General features: G+C 51.9%; 14 protein-coding genes and 3 rRNA genes. All 17 read right to left on the bottom strand.

Features of this window, described 5'->3' with window-relative positions:
• Positions 1-72 precede the first annotated feature (72 nt).
• The 17 genes from xerD to CKV68_RS00580 all read right to left on the bottom strand — a co-directional run bounded on the left by xerD (position 73) and on the right by CKV68_RS00580 (position 21,192).
• Positions 73-1,005, bottom strand: coding sequence for a site-specific tyrosine recombinase XerD (gene xerD / locus CKV68_RS00660; RefSeq protein WP_014836322.1), 933 nt, complete (start codon positions 1,003-1,005; stop codon positions 73-75).
• On the bottom strand, positions 1,002-1,670 hold the full coding sequence (locus CKV68_RS00655; RefSeq protein WP_038618349.1) for an NUDIX domain-containing protein: 669 nt from the start codon (positions 1,668-1,670) through the stop codon (positions 1,002-1,004). Before CKV68_RS00655 ends, xerD begins: the two co-directional genes overlap by 4 nt.
• Positions 1,671-1,710: 40 nt before the next feature.
• Positions 1,711-2,664: a copper transporter gene (locus CKV68_RS00650; RefSeq protein WP_013911400.1), complete on the bottom strand. Its 954-nt coding sequence runs from the start codon at positions 2,662-2,664 to the stop codon at positions 1,711-1,713.
• A 21-nt stretch (positions 2,665-2,685) separates the two neighbouring features.
• Positions 2,686-3,879: a putative cytokinetic ring protein SteA gene (steA, locus tag CKV68_RS00645; protein ID WP_029975340.1), complete on the bottom strand. Its 1,194-nt coding sequence runs from the start codon at positions 3,877-3,879 to the stop codon at positions 2,686-2,688.
• Between the two features lie 93 nt (positions 3,880-3,972).
• The gene (gene recN / locus CKV68_RS00640) at positions 3,973-5,712 is read right to left on the bottom strand and encodes a DNA repair protein RecN (protein WP_013911398.1); all 1,740 of its coding nucleotides are present in this window, start codon (positions 5,710-5,712) and stop codon (positions 3,973-3,975) included.
• Between the two features lie 66 nt (positions 5,713-5,778).
• Entirely contained in the window at positions 5,779-6,738 is a 960-nt protein-coding gene (locus CKV68_RS00635) for an NAD kinase (protein WP_013911397.1), read from the bottom strand.
• Positions 6,735-7,556 carry a TlyA family RNA methyltransferase gene (locus CKV68_RS00630; protein WP_014525705.1) on the bottom strand — a complete coding sequence of 274 codons (822 nt, stop codon included), beginning with the start codon at positions 7,554-7,556 and terminating at the stop codon, positions 6,735-6,737. The genes CKV68_RS00635 and CKV68_RS00630 overlap by 4 nt, the downstream gene beginning before the upstream one ends.
• Positions 7,557-7,752: 196 nt before the next feature.
• Positions 7,753-8,736 (bottom strand): HAD-IIA family hydrolase, encoded by a 984-nt coding sequence (locus CKV68_RS00625; protein ID WP_095075400.1) that lies wholly within the window; start codon positions 8,734-8,736, stop codon positions 7,753-7,755.
• A gap of 44 nt (positions 8,737-8,780) precedes the next feature.
• Positions 8,781-9,998 carry a hypothetical protein gene (locus CKV68_RS00620; protein WP_095075399.1) on the bottom strand — a complete coding sequence of 406 codons (1,218 nt, stop codon included), beginning with the start codon at positions 9,996-9,998 and terminating at the stop codon, positions 8,781-8,783.
• A gap of 107 nt (positions 9,999-10,105) precedes the next feature.
• Positions 10,106-10,222: ribosomal RNA gene (rrf, locus tag CKV68_RS00615) — 5S ribosomal RNA — on the bottom strand.
• 123 nt (positions 10,223-10,345) lie between these two features.
• Positions 10,346-13,431: ribosomal RNA gene (locus tag CKV68_RS00610) — 23S ribosomal RNA — on the bottom strand.
• Positions 13,432-13,800: 369 nt separating this feature from the next.
• Positions 13,801-15,320, bottom strand: a 16S ribosomal RNA gene (locus tag CKV68_RS00605).
• The 16S, 23S and 5S rRNA genes sit together here, the layout of an rRNA operon.
• Before the next feature lie 837 nt (positions 15,321-16,157).
• Entirely contained in the window at positions 16,158-17,438 is a 1,281-nt protein-coding gene (gene tyrS / locus CKV68_RS00600; RefSeq protein WP_095075398.1) for a tyrosine--tRNA ligase, read from the bottom strand.
• A gap of 47 nt (positions 17,439-17,485) precedes the next feature.
• Positions 17,486-17,671 carry a Trm112 family protein gene (locus CKV68_RS00595; protein WP_013911392.1) on the bottom strand — a complete coding sequence of 62 codons (186 nt, stop codon included), beginning with the start codon at positions 17,669-17,671 and terminating at the stop codon, positions 17,486-17,488.
• A 118-nt stretch (positions 17,672-17,789) separates the two neighbouring features.
• Positions 17,790-19,223: an argininosuccinate lyase gene (gene argH / locus CKV68_RS00590; RefSeq protein ID WP_095075397.1), complete on the bottom strand. Its 1,434-nt coding sequence runs from the start codon at positions 19,221-19,223 to the stop codon at positions 17,790-17,792.
• Position 19,224: 1 nt separating this feature from the next.
• Positions 19,225-20,424, bottom strand: a complete 1,200-nt coding sequence (locus tag CKV68_RS00585) for an argininosuccinate synthase (protein ID WP_095075396.1) — start codon at positions 20,422-20,424, stop codon at positions 19,225-19,227.
• 276 nt (positions 20,425-20,700) lie between these two features.
• Positions 20,701-21,192: an arginine repressor gene (locus CKV68_RS00580; RefSeq protein WP_013911389.1), complete on the bottom strand. Its 492-nt coding sequence runs from the start codon at positions 21,190-21,192 to the stop codon at positions 20,701-20,703.
• Between the last annotated feature and the right edge of the window lie 69 nt (positions 21,193-21,261).

The following is a 21,261-nucleotide window of genomic DNA, read 5'->3' as shown; positions in this document are numbered from 1 at the left end:
CGCAAGACGCGCCGATCCCCCTGGGAGCATTCCAGAAATTCAAGCCAAAAACCTTGACTAAAGAAGGATAGTTTAAGCCCTAGGATGCGACTGCGCCCATACATTACGCAAATTATCTGCCGTTACGTGCGTATAAATTTGTGTGGTGGTAACGGATGAATGTCCCAAAAGTTCTTGAACAACACGAACATCCGCACCGCCTTCAAGAAGATGCGATGCATAGCTGTGGCGTAACGTATGAGGCGAAATATCTTTGTGTATTCCGGCTCTCCGAGCAGAATTCTTGAGTATTTGCCACGCGCTTTGCCTAGATAAGGCCCCACCACGTTTATTCAAAAAGAGCGCGTGGCTCTTTCCTTTTGCCAGCTGTGGCCGCGACCGTACGAGGTAGCGTTGTAACGCTTTCTGTGCCATCGAGCCAACAGGAACGACACGATGCTTATCCCCTTTTCCTACAATCCGCAACATGCCTTCTGTCTCTTCCAGCACCATCACTTCATCCACTGTGAGATTCATGATTTCTGATATACGAGCACCAGTGCCGTAGAGCAGTTCGATCAATGCGGCATCACGTAGATCCTCAGGGGTAGCTACCTCGTCCGTAGGAATTGCAGCGATAAGCTCATCCATTTCTGCGATTGACAGTGTATCCGGCAGATGCCGCCCAGTCGATGGAGGAGAAACCTCGCCAGCTACGTCAACGGATATCAGCCCCTCCATCAACGCAAACTTATGAAGCCCCCGCGCAACTACAAGCGCACGGCCTGTCGACGAAGCAGCCAAAGGCGGCCTACCCGTATCCGGGTCTCCTCGCCGTAGGTCAAGAACATAGGACTCAATATCTCGCGAGGTCACAGTGCTCAGATCATCGATGCCGCGATGTGCGATCCAATCAAGATACCGCTGCACATCGCGTCGATAGTTACTCAGGGTGTTAGCGCTGACTCCTCGTTCGATGGCTAAATGCGTTAACCAGCGATCGGCGGCTGTCTTGGGCGACGTCATGAAGAAGTTTTCAGGTCGCGATTTTCAACAGCACCTTTTCTGCGTTCAGCTAACCGGGTAGGACGCAGACCAAAAGGCTGAACTGGGTCTCTGAGAACCTGAGGATCTGTACGATGTGCTTGCAGGGCTAAAATCCCGGAGACCGCGATCGAATTAACAATGTCTCCGGCAAAGACCATATTGACTGCCTCTGCGAGTGGTATCCACTCCAAAGCCATGTCAGCTTCTTCATCCTGAGCTTCGGGGCGTTCCACTTGTGCTAGGTCTTGCGCAAGGTACACACGAACTGCCTCGTCACAAAACCCCGGGCTCGTGACTAGATCAACTAAAATTTCCCAATCAGTCGCAACAAGGCCGGCTTCTTCCATCAGTTCACGCTGCGCTGCGTCAAGGGGCGGTTCATCTGCAACGTCGAGTAAACCAGCCGGAAGCTCCCATAACCGGCGGCCAACGCTGTGCCGATATTGCTTCACCATCGCAATATTTTGATCTTGAACAGCAACAACTGCGACTGCCCCAAAGTGCTCAACAATCTCACGCTGAGCACTGGAATTATGAGGCATAGTAACGGAATCTCGACGAACCGCCAGAATCGGTGCGTCGATAAGCAACTCAGAGCTGGTAACAGTAAAACGGTGAGTCATAATGCTCAACTTTAATAGCATGCACGCGTATCAGCGTGCAGACTACTACGCGCCACAATGCTTATTGTTTGTCTTCGTTCGGCGCTGGCGCCGTGGCATCAGCGTTTCCTGCAGCTCCATAGGCTCCAGCACCACCGGAAAGCTGCTCTTTAAGAGCTAAGACGGTAGCAATCTTCCCCCAGGAACGATCAATAGAATCTACCGAAGAAACCTGGGAGGCAGCTTTTTTATTAGCACGCAATTTCCCTAATGCCCCGCTGTCTGCCGCCATATGAATTCGGCCTGCAAACACAACACCGGAACCACGCGAATCAAGCGCTTCTACAAAGGACACTTGGTTTTTCACTGTGAAATCCGCTCCGACACCGTCGCTATCTCCACCGAGAACAACAACAGCTTGAGCAGGTAAAATCGTGCCTTCTTCATAGGAAAGGTAACCGCCCTCCCTCAGCGCGTTGAGAACCAAGCTTCGCTCATCACGAGTCGCTTGTTCTTTAGCGTCTTGCGGGTTCAGCGTCAAAGCGCTTCCTAGCACCTCACCAGCATGCGTGCCCGGGTCAAGCTTGTCTGTGGACAGTTGAGCGCCAGCTGGCAAGACGGTAGAAACAATATTTTTTAGACCATCCGCTCCATCCTGCGCAAAAAACTTTTCAGTCAACGAGATGGTTCCGGAATTAATCGCACCAGCCCTCTTAAGATCCTCGCTTAGAGCCTTCGCATCCTCGTCCGAAGAATCAGCAGTCCGAATCATAAGAATAGGACGTTCCTTAAGCGTGTCAGGCAAAACCGACGCTGCTAGTTTGTCCACAAAGTGGTCTGCGCTACTTGCTTGTGCTGCTTGAATATCCGCGCGCTCACGAGCCTCATCGCGTTCTTTTTCCAAAGTGAGCCGCTGGTGACTACTTCCGCCCGACAAATTCGGTGACAGGACATAGGTGCCCAAACCCAGCCCTATAGCTAAGCCGAAGGCAAGACCTGCGGTAACCGCCGCCGAATGACCAGATTTTCGTGCCATATTCTGCTTTCCTCCTAGGAGCTATTTAAACAACCCTTGGAAAGCCAAGGCAATGTTATTCCACGTATCAATGAGGTTTTGCGTAAAACTCCCATCACCGGCTGTGCCTGCAATAACAACAACTACAGCAATAGCCACCAAAATCCCGAGTATCGCCCACAACCAAGCAATACTTCCACCAGCGCGAACTGTGTAAAGCTTCTCAATGGCCTCGGAGTCTACAAGTCGCGCACCAATCTTTACCCGCGTAAGGAGCGCAGCTGGCGTAGCATACGCACGCTCAGAGAAGATCGACTCCAGGTCAAAATGAGCCCCACAATTAACGATCAAGTCCGCACCATGGAAGTCTGCAAGCAAGAGTGCCAAGTCAGTAGCAGTATCTACCGAGGTAGGGAAAGTCATCGCACCAATGCCTAAATCTTGGATACGCTCCAGACCCAAGGCATGACCATCCGGCTCAGCCGGCAGTATGACACGCGCACCGCTTCTTAAGGCTTCTGCCCCCACGCCTGAAGGATCGCCGACTATATAGTCAGGTTTATATCCAAGCTCCACGAGTGTATCTGCGGCAGAATCAACACCGATCAATACTGGTTCATACTCACGGATAAAGTTACGTAGATTTTTAACCTGTCCACGGTGCTGCGGACCAGGGCTTACTACAAGGACTTTCTTGCCGCGCAGATTTGCCCCGGTGTCCGGCACCCCTAAGCCGTCAATGAGTAGCGGAGCTTCAGCATGAATAAATTGAATGGTGTTGCCAAAATATGCTTCCATCCGTTCCACGAGCGACTGCTGTGCATCAACAAATTGAGCCTCTGCACGTGCGTCATCAAGGACAGATCCTGAAGCGATGAGCTTTTCACCATAAAAAAGCTGGCCTTCCTGTGTTAGCCGAGCTTTCTTTCCGTCTTTAAGAGTCGTCCAGATATCTACGCCGACGCCTTCGACGAGAAGGATCCCGGCATCAAGCAGCATCTGCGGCCCGAAATTCGGAATAACTCCAGTAGAAAACTGCCCGGTATTCACAACAGCTGCAGGTTTCGCTTCTATCAGCTCTTGGGCTAAAGGACGAGAAATATCAGGGGCATCAATAACTGCGATGTCCCCTTTACTTAGACGTCTAAAGCCTTTTCCTCGCGACGAGCAGTCGCGTGTCACTGCATGAAGGCCCGGAAGGTCAGCGGATCGAGAGAACAGACTCATGGGTTGCATTGTCCAATGAAAACTGCTCAACCTGGTGAGGCGCGCGGAAGATTATCAAAGAATAAGGGAAGAAATACGATCTTTTCTTACACTTATTTCTCTTTAGGTCCGCCACTCTTTGATCTCTGACCGAGCCTTATCCAATAGTTCTGCAGCATGCGCCCGACCACTTTCAGTGTCTTCCAAACCTGCAAGCATACGAGAGAGTTCTTCCACCCGACGCTCATCGCTAAGATCTTCAACCCCGGAGGCGACAGAAGTATCGCCTACGTTTTTAGCTACATGTAAGTGTGTATCTGCATAAGCGGCTACCTGAGCTAGGTGGGTGACCACAATAACCTGATTCCATTGAGCAAGCCTTGCTAATCGACGTCCGATCTCTACGGCCGCGCGACCACCCACGCCGGCATCGACCTCATCAAAAACAAGAGTTGTTCCCCTCGCCCCTGCAGAAAGAATCACCTCCAATGCCAGCATCACGCGGGACAACTCTCCACCAGACGCAGAGGACGCAAGCGGCCGAGGCTCAGTATGAGCATTTGGAGCCAATCGAAACTCAATCGAATCCGTACCATGCGCACTAGGCTCAGAACGCTGAATATCCACCGAGAAAACAGCCTTGGGCATAGCCAAACCTTGTATTTCTTCTGTGACTTTAAGACTCAGGTTTTTAGCTGCTTTAGCTCTAGCTTGAGAAAGCTTTTTATTAACGGCATCAAGTTTCTTGGCTGCACGAGACACTGAGCGTTTAAGTTCCTCTAACGCCTCCGGTGAAACGTCAATAGACTCCAACTTTTCTTCAGCTTTCACCCGCCATCGCAACACTCCTTCAATATCAGGAGCGTATTTACGGGTGAGAGATTTCAGTGCTTGCTGACGCTGGAGAGACTGTTCCAACTGGTCTGCATCCATGGGTAACTCACCCAAGTATTTTCCTAGTTCCCCCGATAGCTCCGCAAGAATTGTGGTGACTTGCCCAAGTTGCTCAGCGATTCCTCTTAACACTGGATCTGAGCTATTCTGCACTGCAGAAAAAGCTTGCCCTACAAGGTCAGAGGCAGCACCACCATCACCATCGGAAAAACCTCCAAACTCACTCAGGGCTTCTGTGCCGTCGATAGCCCCCAACGCAGTAGTGGCTTGCTCCCTCAACTCGTCTACATCTTGCAATCTGCGGATGAGGGATTGGATTTCAGCATCTTCCCCAGGCTGCGGATCAATATCGGAAATCTCTTTGATGGCAAACTCCAGGCGATCTACCTCCTGAGCGAGTTCCATCCGTGATTTGAGGCGCTCCCGATAATCCTTATCGAGCTTCCGCCAGTTTTTAAAAGCATGAGAGCATTCCTCCAGCAAAGGAGATATAGCTGGGTCAAAGCGATCTAAAGCCTCCCGTTGCCGGTCCGAATTAAGAAGCCTTAACTGGTCATTTTGCCCATGAATGGTGAGGAGTTCTGCAGAAAAATCCGAAAGGCTCGCAGCTGGCACAGCCCGGCCACCCAAGTATGCTTTTGAGCGCCCCTGAGCGCTCACGGTACGCGATGCAATGATTTCCCCATTTTCGTCCAGCACCCCGCCAACGGAGGAAACAATCTCACGACCGTGGTCTGCGATAGCTCCACTGACACCATCCAGGGTAAAGCGCCCCTCTACTGCGGCACGCGCTGCACCTGAACGCACGCGCTGCGCGTCAGCACGGCCACCCGTCAGCAGCCTTAAGCCAGTAACAACCATTGTTTTACCCGCGCCGGTCTCACCTGTAAGGACGGTCAGTCCTCCGCTCAGCTCAAGCGAAGCGTGAGGAATAGCGCCAAGGTTTTCAATGGCAATGTCTGCAAGCATGCTCACATACTACATCAGACAGCCCACATTATGCGAACACCCGTTCTACTATATGGGGTGAATCTTTTAAGAATCAGAGCAATTCTTTTCTGACAACCGAGCATTTGATGGTCCACGCCATCCCTCAACAGGAAGTCTCAGCTTAGATACCAAACGATCCGCAAAAGGCAGATTATCTAATCGCACCCATTTAACAGAACGTTGTCCTTTGCGCGCTTCCGTTCGCGCGCCCGGTGGCATTGCGATTGATCGGAAACCGTCCATTACCGCCATTGCAGGAAAAGAATGTGGCTTGGATTCCACAGCAACCAACGAGTGTGGACTAACAACCAAAGGCTTAGTAAAGAGTGCATGCGCATTGTTAGGCACCACCACGATTGCGTCCAGTTCCGGCCACAGAACAGGACCACCAGCAGAGAACGCATAAGCAGTGGACCCCGTTGGGGTCGAGACAATCACACCATCGCATCCAAAAGAGCTCACGGGACGCTCGTCTACTTCTAGCGTTGCATCAAGCACACCACGTCTATTGGTATTTTCAATACTGACCTCATTAAGCGCCCATCCCCGCTCTAAAAGGTTGCCCTCTTGATCACGCACCTCAACATCCAGCGTCATTCGTTCTTCGACGCGATAGTCACCTTTCATAACACGGTGCACCGCCTCATCAAGCGAGTCTTTCTCCCATTCAGCAAGAAAACCAACATGTCCGAGATTGATCCCAAGGACAGGTAGATCAGCAGCGTGGGCCAAATCAGCCGCCCGTAAAAAGGTCCCGTCACCTCCTAGAACCAAAATAAGCTCTACACCATTTGTTGCATCTAAGGAATGCGTCACTCTTTCAAATTGGCTAAGAACTGGATGACTGGACACCGTGGTGTCTGACTCAGGGACCAGAATACGAACTGCAATCCCGGCGTCGTCGAGAAGCTCAGCAGCAAGAGCCGCCGTGGCCACATTAGAATCACGGCCTGTATGCGGCACGAGCAAAATAAGCCGTTTTTCAGGGCTATGAAGCAGATTCATTGAGGTCCTTCCATAACAGCCTTATGAACCATTGCACGGAGAGTATCTGGGTCGGCTGCCGCCTTACCGCCATCTTTTCTTAGCCATAAGAAGAATTCAACATTTCCCGATGGGCCAGGTAGCGGCGATGCCACTGCGCCCAGTAAGCTCAGCCCCAAGTTTTGCGCAAACTCAGCGACTTCCACCGTCACGTCTTCTCGCAGCTGCGGATCACGCACCACACCGCCGCTACCCAGGCGTTGCTTTCCAACTTCAAACTGCGGCTTGACCATGGGGATTAAGTCCGCACCATCAGCAAGGCATTCCACAATTGCCGGCAGCGTGAGTTTGAGAGAGATGAAGGAAAGATCTCCGACCATCAAATCACATGGTCCTTGGGTGGCTTCTAAGTCAAGGTTTCGTATATTTGTACGATCCAGAACAAGAACGCGATCATCATTTTGCAAACGCCATATGAGCTGGCCGTATCCAACGTCAACCGCTACAACTTGAGAGGCTTTACGACGCAAAAGCACATCGGTGAAACCTCCTGTTGACGCCCCTGCGTCCAAAGCTTTCTTGCCTTCAACGACTAACCCTTTGGGTTGAAAAGCCTCAAGAGCTCCAAGCAACTTATGAGCACCACGCGATGCCCAATCGTCGATAGCTGATTCTTCAACCCGTATTGACACTTCTGGTTCTACTTGCGTCGCTGGCTTAGTTGCGAGTATTCCCTGGACGTACACTTGTCCACCACGAATCATATCCACAGCATGCTCACGCGAGCGCGCAATTTTGCGGCGCACCAACTCAGCATCAAGGCGTTTTCGAGAAGCCACTTACAGTCAAACCTTCCTACGGTAAAAATTACTGAAGCGCACTGTGAAGGACTTCATGCGCACGAGCTAAAAGTTCAGATTCTGCTGCGAGATCACTCGGGGTCTCAGATAATATTTTCTCTAATTCGCTCTTCACCTCGCCTGGGGTTACCCCCTGTAGACGAGGGTCGTGGGGTTTCGGTGTCTCCATGATTTATCACTCCCAATCTAGGATCACGCGCTTAGCATGCTCCCCACGGGTAAGTAGCTTTCCAGTCCAAGCCTCGCGCTCCCAAGCAATACCGGCTACCGTACGCAACGCTTCCATGGATGTTGCGGTCGGCGTTCCGCCGCTTAGCTCAATATCATTCTCACGCCACTCAGCGTGAAAATCACCTTGACTACCAGGCAGAAGCTTACTAGGAGATGCAAACAAATCGGATAAATTTAATCCTAGATATGTTGGCCGTTCACAAGGGATAGCCCGCAACAGATCCCAATGCCGGGACACGCCAGTCATTACATGAAGCGTCGCCATATCTGCAGCTACGCCTCCCGCAATATCCGTATTGAGGCGGTCACCAATAGCTAATGGCGCAGACACTCCCAAACGTTGAGCTGCCACGTTGAACATCGCAGCGCCTGGTTTTCCAGCAGAAACAGGATGCACGCCTGTTGCATTGACAATAGCCGCAACCATTGAGCCATTTCCCACGCACAGTCCGCGCTCCGTCGGTAGCGTCGAGTCTAAATTCGATGCAAAGTAGCGAGCACCGTTCCGGATAGACATTGCGGCCTCGGAAAGTTCTGCCCATCCGGTTTCAGGATTATGTCCGTGAAACACAGCACGCGGCTTTTCATCAGCGGACACTGCCACTGTATAACCAGCGTTTCGTGCTAAGCCTTTAAAGGAGTCCGTTCCAAGCACATACACCGTATCGCCAGGCTGCAGGTATTCCGCTGCAAGGTCAATCGCTGCTTGTGCGGAGGTCAACACGTCCTCCGGGCAAGCAGCGATGCCGATTTTCTGAAGCATCTCGGCCACAACGCCAGGCCCACGAGACGCATTGTTCGTGATAAACGCTACGGGCAGCGTGTTCTTCTCAAACGCCTCCACCGCCATTGGCAATGCCCTGCCTCCTTCCCAGACGGTTCCGTCAAGGTCAAAGAACAGAGCATCATGATGCTGGAGTAAAGACATGCTCTCCAGCTTAGTTCACGTTGGTAGAAGCAAATAATTAGAGATTAAGAGAGCTCCTGCAAACGTTCGCTTGCGTCAGTGTAACCATCCACATCTTGTTTTTCTGCAATAGCAAACCACTCTAGGGCATCATCTTTTCTCCCAGCAGCTAGCAACGCATCTGCATATGCGTAGGACAAGCGCACTGCGCCTAATCCGGTTGCAGCAGCATCAGGGTTCTCACGTTGCAAGATGACTACCGCAGAATCAGGCTGCCCTAAGTCTAAACGGGCTCCTGCTACTACGATTGCAAGCTCAATCCGGGTTTCCGGATCTAAGGATGCTGGGTCCTCATCACGAGCGAGCTCGATAGCCTTTTCTGGACGACCTAATCCCCTCTCGCAGTCAGCCATAACCGCAATGAGGCCAGGACCTCCGCTCATACGACGCGCAGCACGTAGCTCAGCAAGGGCTTCTTTCCACTCTCCTGCATGATAAGCAGCAATGCCACATGTCTCACGAACAACCGCTATGCGGCCAGCACGATCTTTGGCAGCACGCGCATGATTCAAGGCGAGCTGCGCGTCATCTGCCATCCATGTAGCAGCCATAATCATGTGCTTAGCTACTGCATTCGCATTATCCTTGGCTAGGACCTTAAGATCCTGCAATACCATAGGATCCAGATCGCGTATGTCAATATCGTCCGGCAAATCCGGTTCATTCACACGATTATTAATGCGTTCTTCACGGTAGCCGGGACGAATTGGACCACGGTGTTGTTTATCACGGTCAGCTCCACCGCGTTGTGAATGACGACGTTCACCATCACGACCGCGATCATTACGTGGTCGATCAGAACGCTCCCCATCCCCACGGCGATACTCTGGACGTCCGCCTCGTCGGCGTTCTCCATTGCGCTCACCGTTCCAGTCTTTACGACGATCATCCCGACGAGGGCCCCGCTTATCGTCATCCCAACGGGCACCTTGACGACGATCCTCGCGACGGTCATCGCCTCGTTTACCGCGATCATCAAAACGCTCCCTGCGATCTCTATCGAAGGGGCGTCCGGACTTACGGTCGTTCTCATCCCGACGGCGTCCATAGCCTTCTCGACGTCCAGCATTCGAGCTTCCAGTACGTCGATCATTTCCCTCATGACGGTCGTTACGTCCCCATGAGCTCTCACCACGGCGTCCCCGTTCACCACCTTGACGGCGGTCGTCACGAGACTTAAAGCCGCGCTGTGAGCGGCCTTCACGGGAATGAGAATCAGCCATAAAATTCCTTTATTAAAATGCGGAAATAGGGTGTGTGTAGTATAGAAGAAATTTTATCCTCCTACACAACACACACCCTATATAACCACTCTTCTATCAAATTTTTTGGTTGGCGGCGACCTACTCTCCCACACCCTCCCAGGTGCAGTACCATCAGCGCAATCGGGCTTAGCTTCCGGGTTCGGAAAGGGACCGGGCGTACCCCCGACGCTATAACCACCAACACATCCTATATAACACAACACACAACACGTGTCATGTCAGACACTGCACAGTGAACACAAGCAACAAAACTCTTCTTCTTTTTCAAACGCTCCAGGCACAACAATTATTTAACACACCACAAAAGGTGGTTGTTTATCGGTAAATTAGTACCAGTCACCTCCAAGTGTTACCACTCTTCCAGATCTGGCCTATCAACCCCCTCGTCTAGAGGGAACCTCAAAAGAAACCTCATCTTAAAACAGGCTTCCCGCTTAGATGCTTTCAGCGGTTATCCCTTCCGTACGTAGCCAACCAGCCCTGCCACGGGCGTGACAACTGGCACACTAGAGGTACGTCCGTCCCGGTCCTCTCGTACTAGGGACAGCCTTCTTCAAGTTTCAACGCGCACGGCGGATAGAGACCGAACTGTCTCACGACGTTCTAAACCCAGCTCGCGTGCCGCTTTAATGGGCGAACAGCCCAACCCTTGGGACCTACTCCAGCCCCAGGATGCGACGAGCCGACATCGAGGTGCCAAACCATCCCGTCGATATGGACTCTTGGGGAAGATCAGCCTGTTATCCCCGGGGTACCTTTTATCCGTTGAGCGACACCACTTCCACAAGTAGGTGCCGGATCACTAGTCCCGACTTTCGTCCCTGCTCGACCTGTCAGTCTCACAGTCAAGCTCCCTTGTGCACTTACACTCACCACCTGATTGCCAACCAGGCTGAGGGAACCTTTGGGCGCCTCCGTTACATTTTAGGAGGCAACCGCCCCAGTTAAACTACCCACCAGGCACTGTCCCCAACCCAGATCATGGGCCAAGGTTAAGGTGCTCAATCCGATCAGAGTGGTATTTCAACTTGCGACTCCACCACACCTAGCGGCGCAGTATCACAGTCTCCCACCTATCCTACACAAACCGAACCAAACACCAATACCAAGCTATAGTGAAGGTCCCGGGGTCTTTTCGTCCTGCCGCGCGTAACGAGCATCTTTACTCGTACTGCAATTTCACCGGGCCTGTGGTTGAGACAGCAGGGAAGTCGTTACGCCATTCGTGCAGGTCGGAACTTACCCGACAAGGAATTTCGCTACCTTAGGATGGTTATAGTTACCACCGCCGTTTACTGGGGCTTAAATTCTCCGCTTCGACCCCCAAAAGAGATCTAACAGGTCCTCTTAACCTTCCAGCACCGGGCAGGCGTCAGTCCGTATACATCAACTTCCACGTTTTCGCACGGACCTGTGTTTTTAATAAACAGTCGCTTCCCTCTATTCTCTGCGACCACCATCAGCTCCATCAGTCTGTCACCAACAATGGTCCCCCTTCTCCCGAAGTTACGGGGGCATTTTGCCGAGTTCCTTAACCACAGTTCACCCGATCGCCTTAGTATTCTCTACCTGACTACCTGTGTCGGTTTAGGGTACGGGCCATAATGACACTCGCTAGAGGCTTTTCTCGACAGTACAGGATCACCAACATCAACCAAAAAGGTCTACGCATCACGCCTCACCCTTATATGCAGCACGGATTTACCTATGCCACGGGCCACACGCTTACACCACAATCCAATAAGTGGCTCGGCTACCTCACTGCGTCACCCCATCACTTGGCTACTACCAACGAAGGTCCCACGCACAACCACACACACCCACACAAAGTATGAACACATGCAATTAATGGGCGGTTAGTACCACTGATTCACCACTTGTCGCATCACCACGGGTACCAGAATATCAACTGGTTATCCATCGACTACGCCTGTCGGCCTCGCCTTAGGTCCCGACTCACCCTGGGAAGATTAGCTTAACCCAGGAACCCTTAGTCATCCGGCGGAAAAGTTTTCCACTTTTCATTCGTTACTCATGCCTGCATTCTCACTCGCACACACTCCACACCCGGTCACCCAAATGCTTCACCACATGCACGACGCTCCCCTACCCAACCAACAAAAATGTTGACTGCCGCGGCTTCGGCGGTGTACTTGAGCCCCACTACATTGTCGGCGCAGAACCACTCGACCAGTGAGCTATTACGCACTCTTTCAAGGATGGCTGCTTCTAAGCCAACCTCCTGGCTGTCTTCGCGATCCCACATCCTTTTCCACTTAGTACACGCTTAGGGGCCTTAACCGGCGATCTGGGCTGTTTCCCTCTCGACCAACGGAGCTTATCCCCCGCAGTCTCACTGCCACGCTATAACATTACCGGCATTCGGAGTTTGGCTGACATTGCTAAGATTGTAGTCCCGCTCAACCAACCAGTAGCTCTACCTCCAGCAAGAAACACGCAACGCTGCACCTAAATGCATTTCGGGGAGAACCAGCTATCACGGAGTTTGATTGGCCTTTCACCCCTACCCACAGCTCATCCCCTCAGTTTTCAACCTAAGTGGGTTCGCGCCTCCACAAAGTCTTACCTCTGCTTCACACTGGCCATGGGTAGATCACCCCGCTTCGGGTCCAGGACATGCCACTAACAACACCCTCGTTAGGATTCGCTTTCGCTACGGCTACCCACCAAAAGGTTAACCTCGCGACATGCCGCTGACTCGCAGGCTCATTCTTCAAAAGGCACGCCATCACCCCACAAGGAGGCTCTGACGGATTGTAAGCACACGGTTTCAGGTACTATTTCACTCCCCTCCCGGGGTACTTTTCACCATTCCCTCACGGTACTAATCCGCTATCGGTCATTACAAGTATTTAGGCTTACCGGGTGGTCCCGGCAGATTCACAGCAGATTCCACGAGCCCGCTGCTACTCGGGGACATGCACAACCAGCGCACACATGCTTTCACGTACAGGACTCTCACCTTCTACGGCAGGCGTTCCCACACCACTTCCGCTAACACATGCACAAACCAGCAAAAAGATGGCAGCCTTTTTCACGCACACACCCCACAACACCACACACGCAACCCCTGCCAGGTATCACACGCACATGGTTTAGCCTCATCCACGTTCGTTCGCCACTACTAACGGAATCACAATTGTTTTCTTCTCCTACGGGTACTGAGATGTTTCACTTCCCCGCGTAAACCCCCACAACAGCTATGAATTCACTGAAGGGTAACCACACATAACTGTGGCCAGGTTTCCCCATTCGGACACCCTCGGATCAACGCTCTATTGGCAACTCCCCGAGGCCTATCGCGGCCTTACACGTCCTTCATCGGCTCATAATGCCAAGGCATCCACCGTGTGCCCTTAAAAAACAACACACACACAATATGCAAACAAAAAATACCAAGAACTAAAAAGAATAAAGATTATTACTCGCGTCCACTATACAGTTCTCACACAACACAACCACCCCACACCAACAACAACCCACAAAGGCCATCACCAGCACAAAAGCAGCCACAAGAATCAACACAACAGTGCATCATCCCAGACACCCAACAGCATGCCAACACAACAAACAAACAATCCTACAACCAACACAACACAACAACACACCATCACACAACCATGCACAGCCACCATCTGATTAGCAGCACACAATCACACACAACTTTGCTCCACCCGGATTTACAAATAAACAACAACAAACACCAACCAGTGAATGCTGGAAAAATAAAACTCCTTAGAAAGGAGGTGATCCAGCCGCACCTTCCGGTACGGCTACCTTGTTACGACTTCGTCCCAATCGCCGATCCCACCTTCGACCACTCCCCCCAGAAAACTGGTTGGGCCATGGGCTTCGGGTGTTACCAACTTTCATGACGTGACGGGCGGTGTGTACAAGGCCCGGGAACGTATTCACCGCAGCGTTGCTGATCTGCGATTACTAGCGACTCCGACTTCATGGGGTCGAGTTGCAGACCCCAATCCGAACTGAGGCCGGCTTTCAGCGATTCGCTCACCCTCACAGGCTCGCAACGCGTTGTACCGACCATTGTAGCATGTGTGAAGCCCTGGACATAAGGGGCATGATGATTTGACGTCATCCCCACCTTCCTCCGAGTTAACCCCGGCAGTCTCTCATGAGTCCCCACCATAACGTGCTGGCAACATAAGACAAGGGTTGCGCTCGTTGCGGGACTTAACCCAACATCTCACGACACGAGCTGACGACAACCATGCACCACCTGTATACAAACCACAAGGGAAAACGTATCTCTACGCCGATCTTGTATATGTCAAGCCCAGGTAAGGTTCTTCGCGTTGCATCGAATTAATCCACATGCTCCGCCGCTTGTGCGGGCCCCCGTCAATTCCTTTGAGTTTTAGCCTTGCGGCCGTACTCCCCAGGCGGGGCGCTTAATGCGTTAGCTACGGCACGAAAGTCGTGGAAGACCCTCACACCTAGCGCCCACCGTTTACGGCATGGACTACCAGGGTATCTAATCCTGTTCGCTCCCCATGCTTTCGCTCCTCAGCGTCAGTTACTGCCCAGAGACCTGCCTTCGCCATCGGTGTTCCTCCTGATATCTGCGCATTCCACCGCTACACCAGGAATTCCAGTCTCCCCTACAGCACTCAAGTTATGCCCGTATCGCCTGCACGCCCGGAGTTAAGCCCCGGAATTTCACAGACGACGCGACAAACCACCTACGAGCTCTTTACGCCCAGTAATTCCGGACAACGCTCGCACCCTACGTATTACCGCGGCTGCTGGCACGTAGTTAGCCGGTGCTTCTTATACAGGTACCGTCACAAAAGCTTCGTCCCTGTCGAAAGAGGTTTACAACCCGAAGGCCGTCATCCCTCACGCGGCGTCGCTGCATCAGGCTTGCGCCCATTGTGCAATATTCCCCACTGCTGCCTCCCGTAGGAGTCTGGGCCGTATCTCAGTCCCAATGTGGCCGTCCACCCTCTCAGGCCGGCTACCCGTCGACGCCTTGGTAGGCCATTACCCCACCAACAAGCTGATAGGCCGCGGGCTCATCTCGTACCGAAAAAACTTTCCACCACACACACTAAAGTGTGGTCCTATCCAGTATTAGACCCAGTTTCCCAGGCTTATCCCAGAGTACGAGGCAGATCACCCACGTGTTACTCACCCGTTCGCCACTCGAGTACCCCCGAAGGGGCCTTTCCGTTCGACTTGCATGTGTTAAGCACGCCGCCAGCGTTCGTCCTGAGCCAGGATCAAACTCTCCACAAAAAATCAGTCAAAAAAGACCAACCAGGCTTCGTGAAAAGCCCAACCAAAACTGGCAAAAAAACAAACAACCAACAAAAAATAATCCTATTGATCATTCATCAAAAAAATAATGAAAAAAGTAAAGCAAAAAACAGTGATCATCGATGCCTTGACGAGACAACACAACAACCACCCAACACCCACACACACAACATGCGTGTGAATATTGTTTGTTCACATGGAATCCCACACCACAACCCACACAAGAGTCATGGACATGAAACACACACCATGTTTCGCATAAACAACTTATTTCCTCGGCACAACATTTTTACAAGCAAGCCACACTTGCCGGCCAAAACTGTGTATACCGTGATCATCACATAAAACATCATGTGATAACGCATCATTGTTTAACTACAAAACGTAGCTATCACCATGTCAACCATAAAATAAATTTATAAGTACATTGGCACACTATTGAGTTCTCAAACAACACACCCACACCCCACACACCAACCATCATCAGCGCGCTACAAGCGTAAGTACAACAAACAGTAAACACAGTAACTACAAAAGTCAAACTCTTCGTTTTCTTTGTTCACCATCCGGTCACCATCTTGCAACCTCTCGGCCGCGGCGACTCGCATAAAGTTACACACCCTCAACAGAACACACAAATCCCCAGCTCACAGGCATATTTAAAGCGGGCTAATCGCAGAGGGTTTTACTAATCAAGTCCTCAATGCCGTTTTCAACGCACAAAACAGCATTAAAAGGTGGATTCCGCTTACCGGAAACCGAATAAGCAAAAGGACCGTGAGAAGAAAGAAGTTCTTCTCACGGTCCTTTTAACTGCTATGCATTAAACCGAACGCCCGCAAAGTTCTTTTTACCTTTACGTAAAACAACCCACGCACCATGAAGCAGATCCTCACTGCTTGGTTCCCAGGTTTCGTCGCTAATGCGAACGTTATTTACGTAGGCACCACCCTCTTTTACTGCGCGCCGAGCGGCTCCCTTGGAATCAGCAAGGCCCGAAGCAACAAGCAGGTCAACGATGGTTCGAGCTTCATCAGCCGCAATCTCCGCAACTGGGGTTTCAGAAACCGCACCGATCAGTGTCTGCTCATCAAGGTCTTCGATCGAAGCCTTGCCAAAAAGGGCCTGAGCAGCCAATTCCACGGCAGCAGTAGCAGCTTCGCCATGGACAAGCGTTGTCATTTCTCGAGCGAGTCTCCGCTGTGCCTCGCGCTTATGAGGAGCCTCAGCTACCTGGACTTCCAGTTCCGCGATCTCTGACTCGCTTAGGAACGTAAACCACTTGAGGTAATCAATAACGACCGTGTCTCCAGCATTGAGGAAATACTGGTACCAGGAGTAAGGGCTGGTCTGCTCAGGATCAAGCCATAGTTTTCCGCCGCCGGTAGACTTACCAAACTTCTGCCCTTGAGCGTCAGTGACCAACGGAACCGTCAAAGCATGAACTTTTGTACCGTCAACCCGTCGGTTCAGGTCAACACCCGAGATAATGTTGCCCCATTGATCCCCGCCACCAATTTGAAGAATGCAATCGTATTTCTTGCACAGGTGAACAAAATCGTTCGATTGCAGAAGCATATAAGAGAATTCGGTGTAAGAGATGCCGTCGCTAGCAAGACGACGTTTCACTGTCTCGCGATCCAGCATCGTATTCAGTGAAAAATTCTTTCCTACATCGCGTAAAAATTCGATCACTGACATCTCCGCCGTCCAGTCAGCGTTGTTCACCATGATCGCATCGTTATTCTGACCGGATTCAAAAGAAACAAACCGTCGAAGCTGTTTTTTAATCGCCTCAAGATTCTGCGCAACTTTGTCTTCTGTGAGCATGACACGCTCCCCCACCTCACGCGGGTCGCCGATCATGCCCGTGGCTCCGCCAGCTAGGGTTAGCGGCCGATGCCCAAACTGCTGAAAACGACGCAGCATAACCATAGGAACCAGATGTCCCGCATGCAGGGAATCGCCGGTGGGGTCAAAGCCGCAATAAAGAGTAATGGGCTGTTCGCATGCTTCTCTTAGGGCTTCAATGTCTGTGGAATCGTTAATTAAACCGCGCCACAGGAGTTCATCAACGATATTGCCATGCTGGGACATGTAGATAGGTTCCTTGATTGTGTGAGTATTGTGAAATAAATGGAAAACTACTGGGTTTTCCCTTGAGGCCACGTAATCGCTTCATCTTCAAGCATTACCGGGATATTGTCTTCAATTCGATAGGCAATGCCAAGGCGATCATTGACCAAGACATTGTCCTGCTCTAGATAGCGCAACGGCCCTTTATCTTGGGGGCAAGCGAGAACTTCTAGCAGCTGGGGATCGATACTCATGGTTTTCTAGCGTACAACACCCAGATATTTCCCTCTGCTTAGCTGACAATAACAGCGAAGCCTCGACCCCCTATCCAGGTTAAGGAAAGAGGGATCGAGGCTTTTCGACGTACCAGGTTTACGAGCGAACAGGAGTTTCAGCCCAAAGACGTAACTCCGCAGACGCTAGTTCAACGCGTTCCCGCTGTTTGGCTACCTGCACTCCAGCAGTACCTCCGCGCGTCGCTCGCGAAGCGACGGCACCCTCTACGGTGAGCACATCTCGAACCGCGGTGGTCAAACGTGAGTCGACGCTAGCGAATTCCTCGTCCGTCAACTCATCGAGTCCCACTCCGCGTTGTTCTGCAATACGCACGCATGCTCCAGAAGCCTCATGGGCTTCCCTAAAAGGCACGCCCTCACGAACCATCCACTCAGCCAGATCCGTAGCTAACGTATAGCCAGCTGGTGCAAGTTCAGCCATGCGATCTTCGTGGAATTCAAGGGTAGACACTAGACCCGTCATTGCAGGAAGCAGCAAGTTCAGCTGTGCAACCGAATCAACAATGGGTTCTTTATCCTCTTGAAGATCGCGGTTGTACGCCAAAGGCTGAGCCTTAAGGGTTGCCATGAGTCCGGCAAGGTTGCCGATCAAACGACCCGTTTTTCCCCTAGTTAGCTCCGCCACATCAGGGTTTTTCTTCTGAGGCATGATTGAGCTTCCGGTCGACCATGCATCAGACAACGTGACATAACCGTATTCCGGCGTGCACCAATAAATGATTTCCTCTGCAAGGCGTGACATGTCGACTGCGATCTGGGCCAAAACGAAAGCTGTCTCAGATGCAAAATCCCGAGAGGACGTCGCATCGATGGAGTTGTCCGCTGCGGAGTCAAACCCCAGCTCTTCCGCAATCGCCTCAGGGTTAAGCTTCAAGGACGAACCCGCGAGTGCTCCCGAACCGTATGGGGACACCGCTAAGCGCTTATCCAGGTCCTGAATTCGGTCTACGTCACGCAGCAACGGCTGCGCGTGGGCCAGCAGCTGGTGAGCCAGCAAAACCGGCTGAGCAGCCTGGGAGTGGGTCTTTCCTGGCATGATCGCTGCTGGATGCGCACTCGCTTGTTGCACGAGGGCGTCGATAAGCTCGGCAACGCCGACAGCGATACCTCGTATCGCGTCCCTGACCCACATACGGAAGAGCGTCGCAACTTGGTCGTTCCTCGAACGGCCTGCACGCAAACGCCCGCCGACCTCAGGACCTACGCGGTCAATGAGTCCGCGTTCCATCGCCCCATGGACGTCTTCATCACTAGGCAAAGGAGTAAAAGACCCATCTGCTACGTCCCTACCCAACTGGTCAAGGCCAGCCAGCATAATCTCTAGATCCGAGCTACTCAGCAACCCCGCCGAATGCAGCACCTTGGCGTGAGCTTTGGATGCTAGAACATCATAGGGAGCAAGAACCCAGTCAAAATGTGTGGACACGCTCAGCGCAAACATCGCCTCGCTGGGGCCACCGGAAAACCTTCCTCCCCACAGCGCGCCTTCATTTGTTCCGTGTTTATTCACGTTAGCGAACCTCGCGGTCACGGCGGTTCGAGATCTTGGAAGACAAGCCATGCAGCTCAACAAACCCCTTGGCCAAAGTCTGATCAAATGTATCGCCGGTGTCATAGGTTGCTAGATCGAAGTCATACAGTGAGTGTGCGGAACGACGTCCGTTGACAATGATCTTTCCAGCGTGAAGCACCATGCGGATGTCACCAGAGACATGCTCCTGGGTAGAGTCGACAAAAGCATCGAGCGAACGCTTCAGCGGCGCATACCACAGTCCGTCGTATACTTCCTCGGACCAGCGCGCATCGATGCCGCGCTTATAGCGGGCAACCTCGCGCTCCAGAGTGACGTCTTCCATAGCCTGGTGAGCAGTAATCAAAGCAATCGCACCCGGTGCCTCGTAGACCTCACGAGACTTAATACCGACAAGGCGATCCTCGACCATATCCAGGCGCCCGATTCCTTGTGCGCCTGCACGACGATTGAGTTCTTCAATTGCCTGCAGAACTGTAACTTTGCGACCATCAATAGCCACAGGAGCACCGGCCTCGAAAGTAATAATCAGTTCATCGGGAGCGTTGCCCAACGCAGGATCTTCAGTATAAGAGTACAAATCCTTTGTTGGAGGATTCCACAGATCTTCCAAGAAGCCTGTCTCAACAGCACGGCCCCACACGTTCTGGTCAATAGAGAAGGGCGACTTTTTTGACTGCTCAATAGGAAGATTAATTTCTTCTGCAAATGCGATAGCTTTATCACGCGTCCACGCATAATCGCGTGCAGGAGCAATGATCTCCAGCTCCGGCGCTAGGTTGCGGAAACCAACTTCAAATCGGACCTGATCGTTTCCCTTGCCCGTACAACCATGTGAGACATGCGTACCACCATGCTCTTTAGCAGCTTCTACTAGGTGCTTTACGATCAACGGACGTGAAATAGCAGAGACCAAGGGATACTGCTTCATATACATGCCATTTGCCTTGATCGTAGGCAAACAATAATCGTTAGCAAACTCGTCTTTAGCGTCAATTACGATGGACTCAACCGCACCGCAGTCGAGTGCACGCTGCCGCACGGACTCCATATCCTCGCCGCCCTGGCCCAGGTCGAGCGAAACCGCAACGACCTCACCCCCCGTCATTTTTGCCAGGTAAGGAATAGCGACAGAAGTATCAAGTCCACCGGAGTACGCCAGGACGACACGATTGGTCATGTTTGCTCCTTAAAAATTCTCAACTGAATTGAATATGAGATGAAATTTTGATCATTATGCAGATTTTATGGAAAATACGCAGGTTTAGCACCGCTAAACCGTCCATAAGTTTGGATGTTCTACATATATGAATCCTTCTTGAGGTAGTTTATGCACTCATCCCCATAAATTGCGAAGCGAGATTTTCCGCGCATAGGAAAGAGGCCAAAAAACTCATGGCTTAGGAAGCCACCACACCGCTTTTATTGCCACTAACTCGGATGAAAACGATCCAGATTAGTGCCCTGAACGTCTTTGACTAAGAAATTCTCCAAGGTCCTGACCAGTCATTGGATCGCGTGCGAGAACAAAAACGGTGTCATCTCCAGCGATAGTCCCAACTACTTCGTCCATTCCCACGCGGTCGATGAACGAGGCCAAGAAGGGAGCACCCCCAGGTGGGGTACGCAGTACAGCAATGTTGCCGGAGTGATCGACGGAAACGAGCAAGTCGTCAAGCATCTTGCGAAGCTTCTCCCGAGTGCCTACCGTCGATGGCACTGCCGCCTCATCTGCAGCTCCCACCGCATAAAACGCACGCCCACCCTCGGGGCGCACCTTTTTCGCCCCGAGCTCATCCAGGTCGCGGGATAGCGTTCCCTGAGTGATTTCTACGCCCTTCGCTTTAAGCAGATCAGACAATTGCATTTGGCTCGATACTTGGTTTTGTTCGAGCAAATCAAGAATCAAGGCTTGCCGAACCGTTCGCGTAATCGGACTAGTGCTCATGGATTCTTCCTCACAACTTTCTCTTCGCTCCCCTAAAGTTATGCGGGGTACCGAATTCTTTTATATCGC

Source organism: Corynebacterium ulcerans (assembly GCF_900187135.1).
GTDB lineage: Bacteria > Actinomycetota > Actinomycetes > Mycobacteriales > Mycobacteriaceae > Corynebacterium > Corynebacterium ulcerans.
Note: the sequence above shows the minus strand (reverse complement) of the source record. Positions and strands in the feature narration are given on the sequence as shown.

What these genes read in the sequence shown, in the direction of transcription:
- xerD (WP_014836322.1), bottom strand. Translation starts at nt 1,005, where the DNA reads ATGACGTCGCCCAAGACAGCCGCCGATCGCTGGTTAACGCATTTAGCC.
- CKV68_RS00655 (WP_038618349.1), bottom strand. Translation starts at nt 1,670, where the DNA reads ATGCTATTAAAGTTGAGCATTATGACTCACCGTTTTACTGTTACCAGC.
- CKV68_RS00650 (WP_013911400.1), bottom strand. Translation starts at nt 2,664, where the DNA reads ATGGCACGAAAATCTGGTCATTCGGCGGCGGTTACCGCAGGTCTTGCC.
- steA (WP_029975340.1), bottom strand. Translation starts at nt 3,879, where the DNA reads ATGCAACCCATGAGTCTGTTCTCTCGATCCGCTGACCTTCCGGGCCTT.
- recN (WP_013911398.1), bottom strand. Translation starts at nt 5,712, where the DNA reads ATGCTTGCAGACATTGCCATTGAAAACCTTGGCGCTATTCCTCACGCT.
- CKV68_RS00635 (WP_013911397.1), bottom strand. Translation starts at nt 6,738, where the DNA reads ATGAATCTGCTTCATAGCCCTGAAAAACGGCTTATTTTGCTCGTGCCG.
- CKV68_RS00625 (WP_095075400.1), bottom strand. Translation starts at nt 8,736, where the DNA reads ATGTCTTTACTCCAGCATCATGATGCTCTGTTCTTTGACCTTGACGGA.
- CKV68_RS00620 (WP_095075399.1), bottom strand. Translation starts at nt 9,998, where the DNA reads ATGGCTGATTCTCATTCCCGTGAAGGCCGCTCACAGCGCGGCTTTAAG.
- tyrS (WP_095075398.1), bottom strand. Translation starts at nt 17,438, where the DNA reads ATGTCCCAGCATGGCAATATCGTTGATGAACTCCTGTGGCGCGGTTTA.
- CKV68_RS00595 (WP_013911392.1), bottom strand. Translation starts at nt 17,671, where the DNA reads ATGAGTATCGATCCCCAGCTGCTAGAAGTTCTCGCTTGCCCCCAAGAT.
- CKV68_RS00585 (WP_095075396.1), bottom strand. Translation starts at nt 20,424, where the DNA reads ATGACCAATCGTGTCGTCCTGGCGTACTCCGGTGGACTTGATACTTCT.
- CKV68_RS00580 (WP_013911389.1), bottom strand. Translation starts at nt 21,192, where the DNA reads ATGAGCACTAGTCCGATTACGCGAACGGTTCGGCAAGCCTTGATTCTT.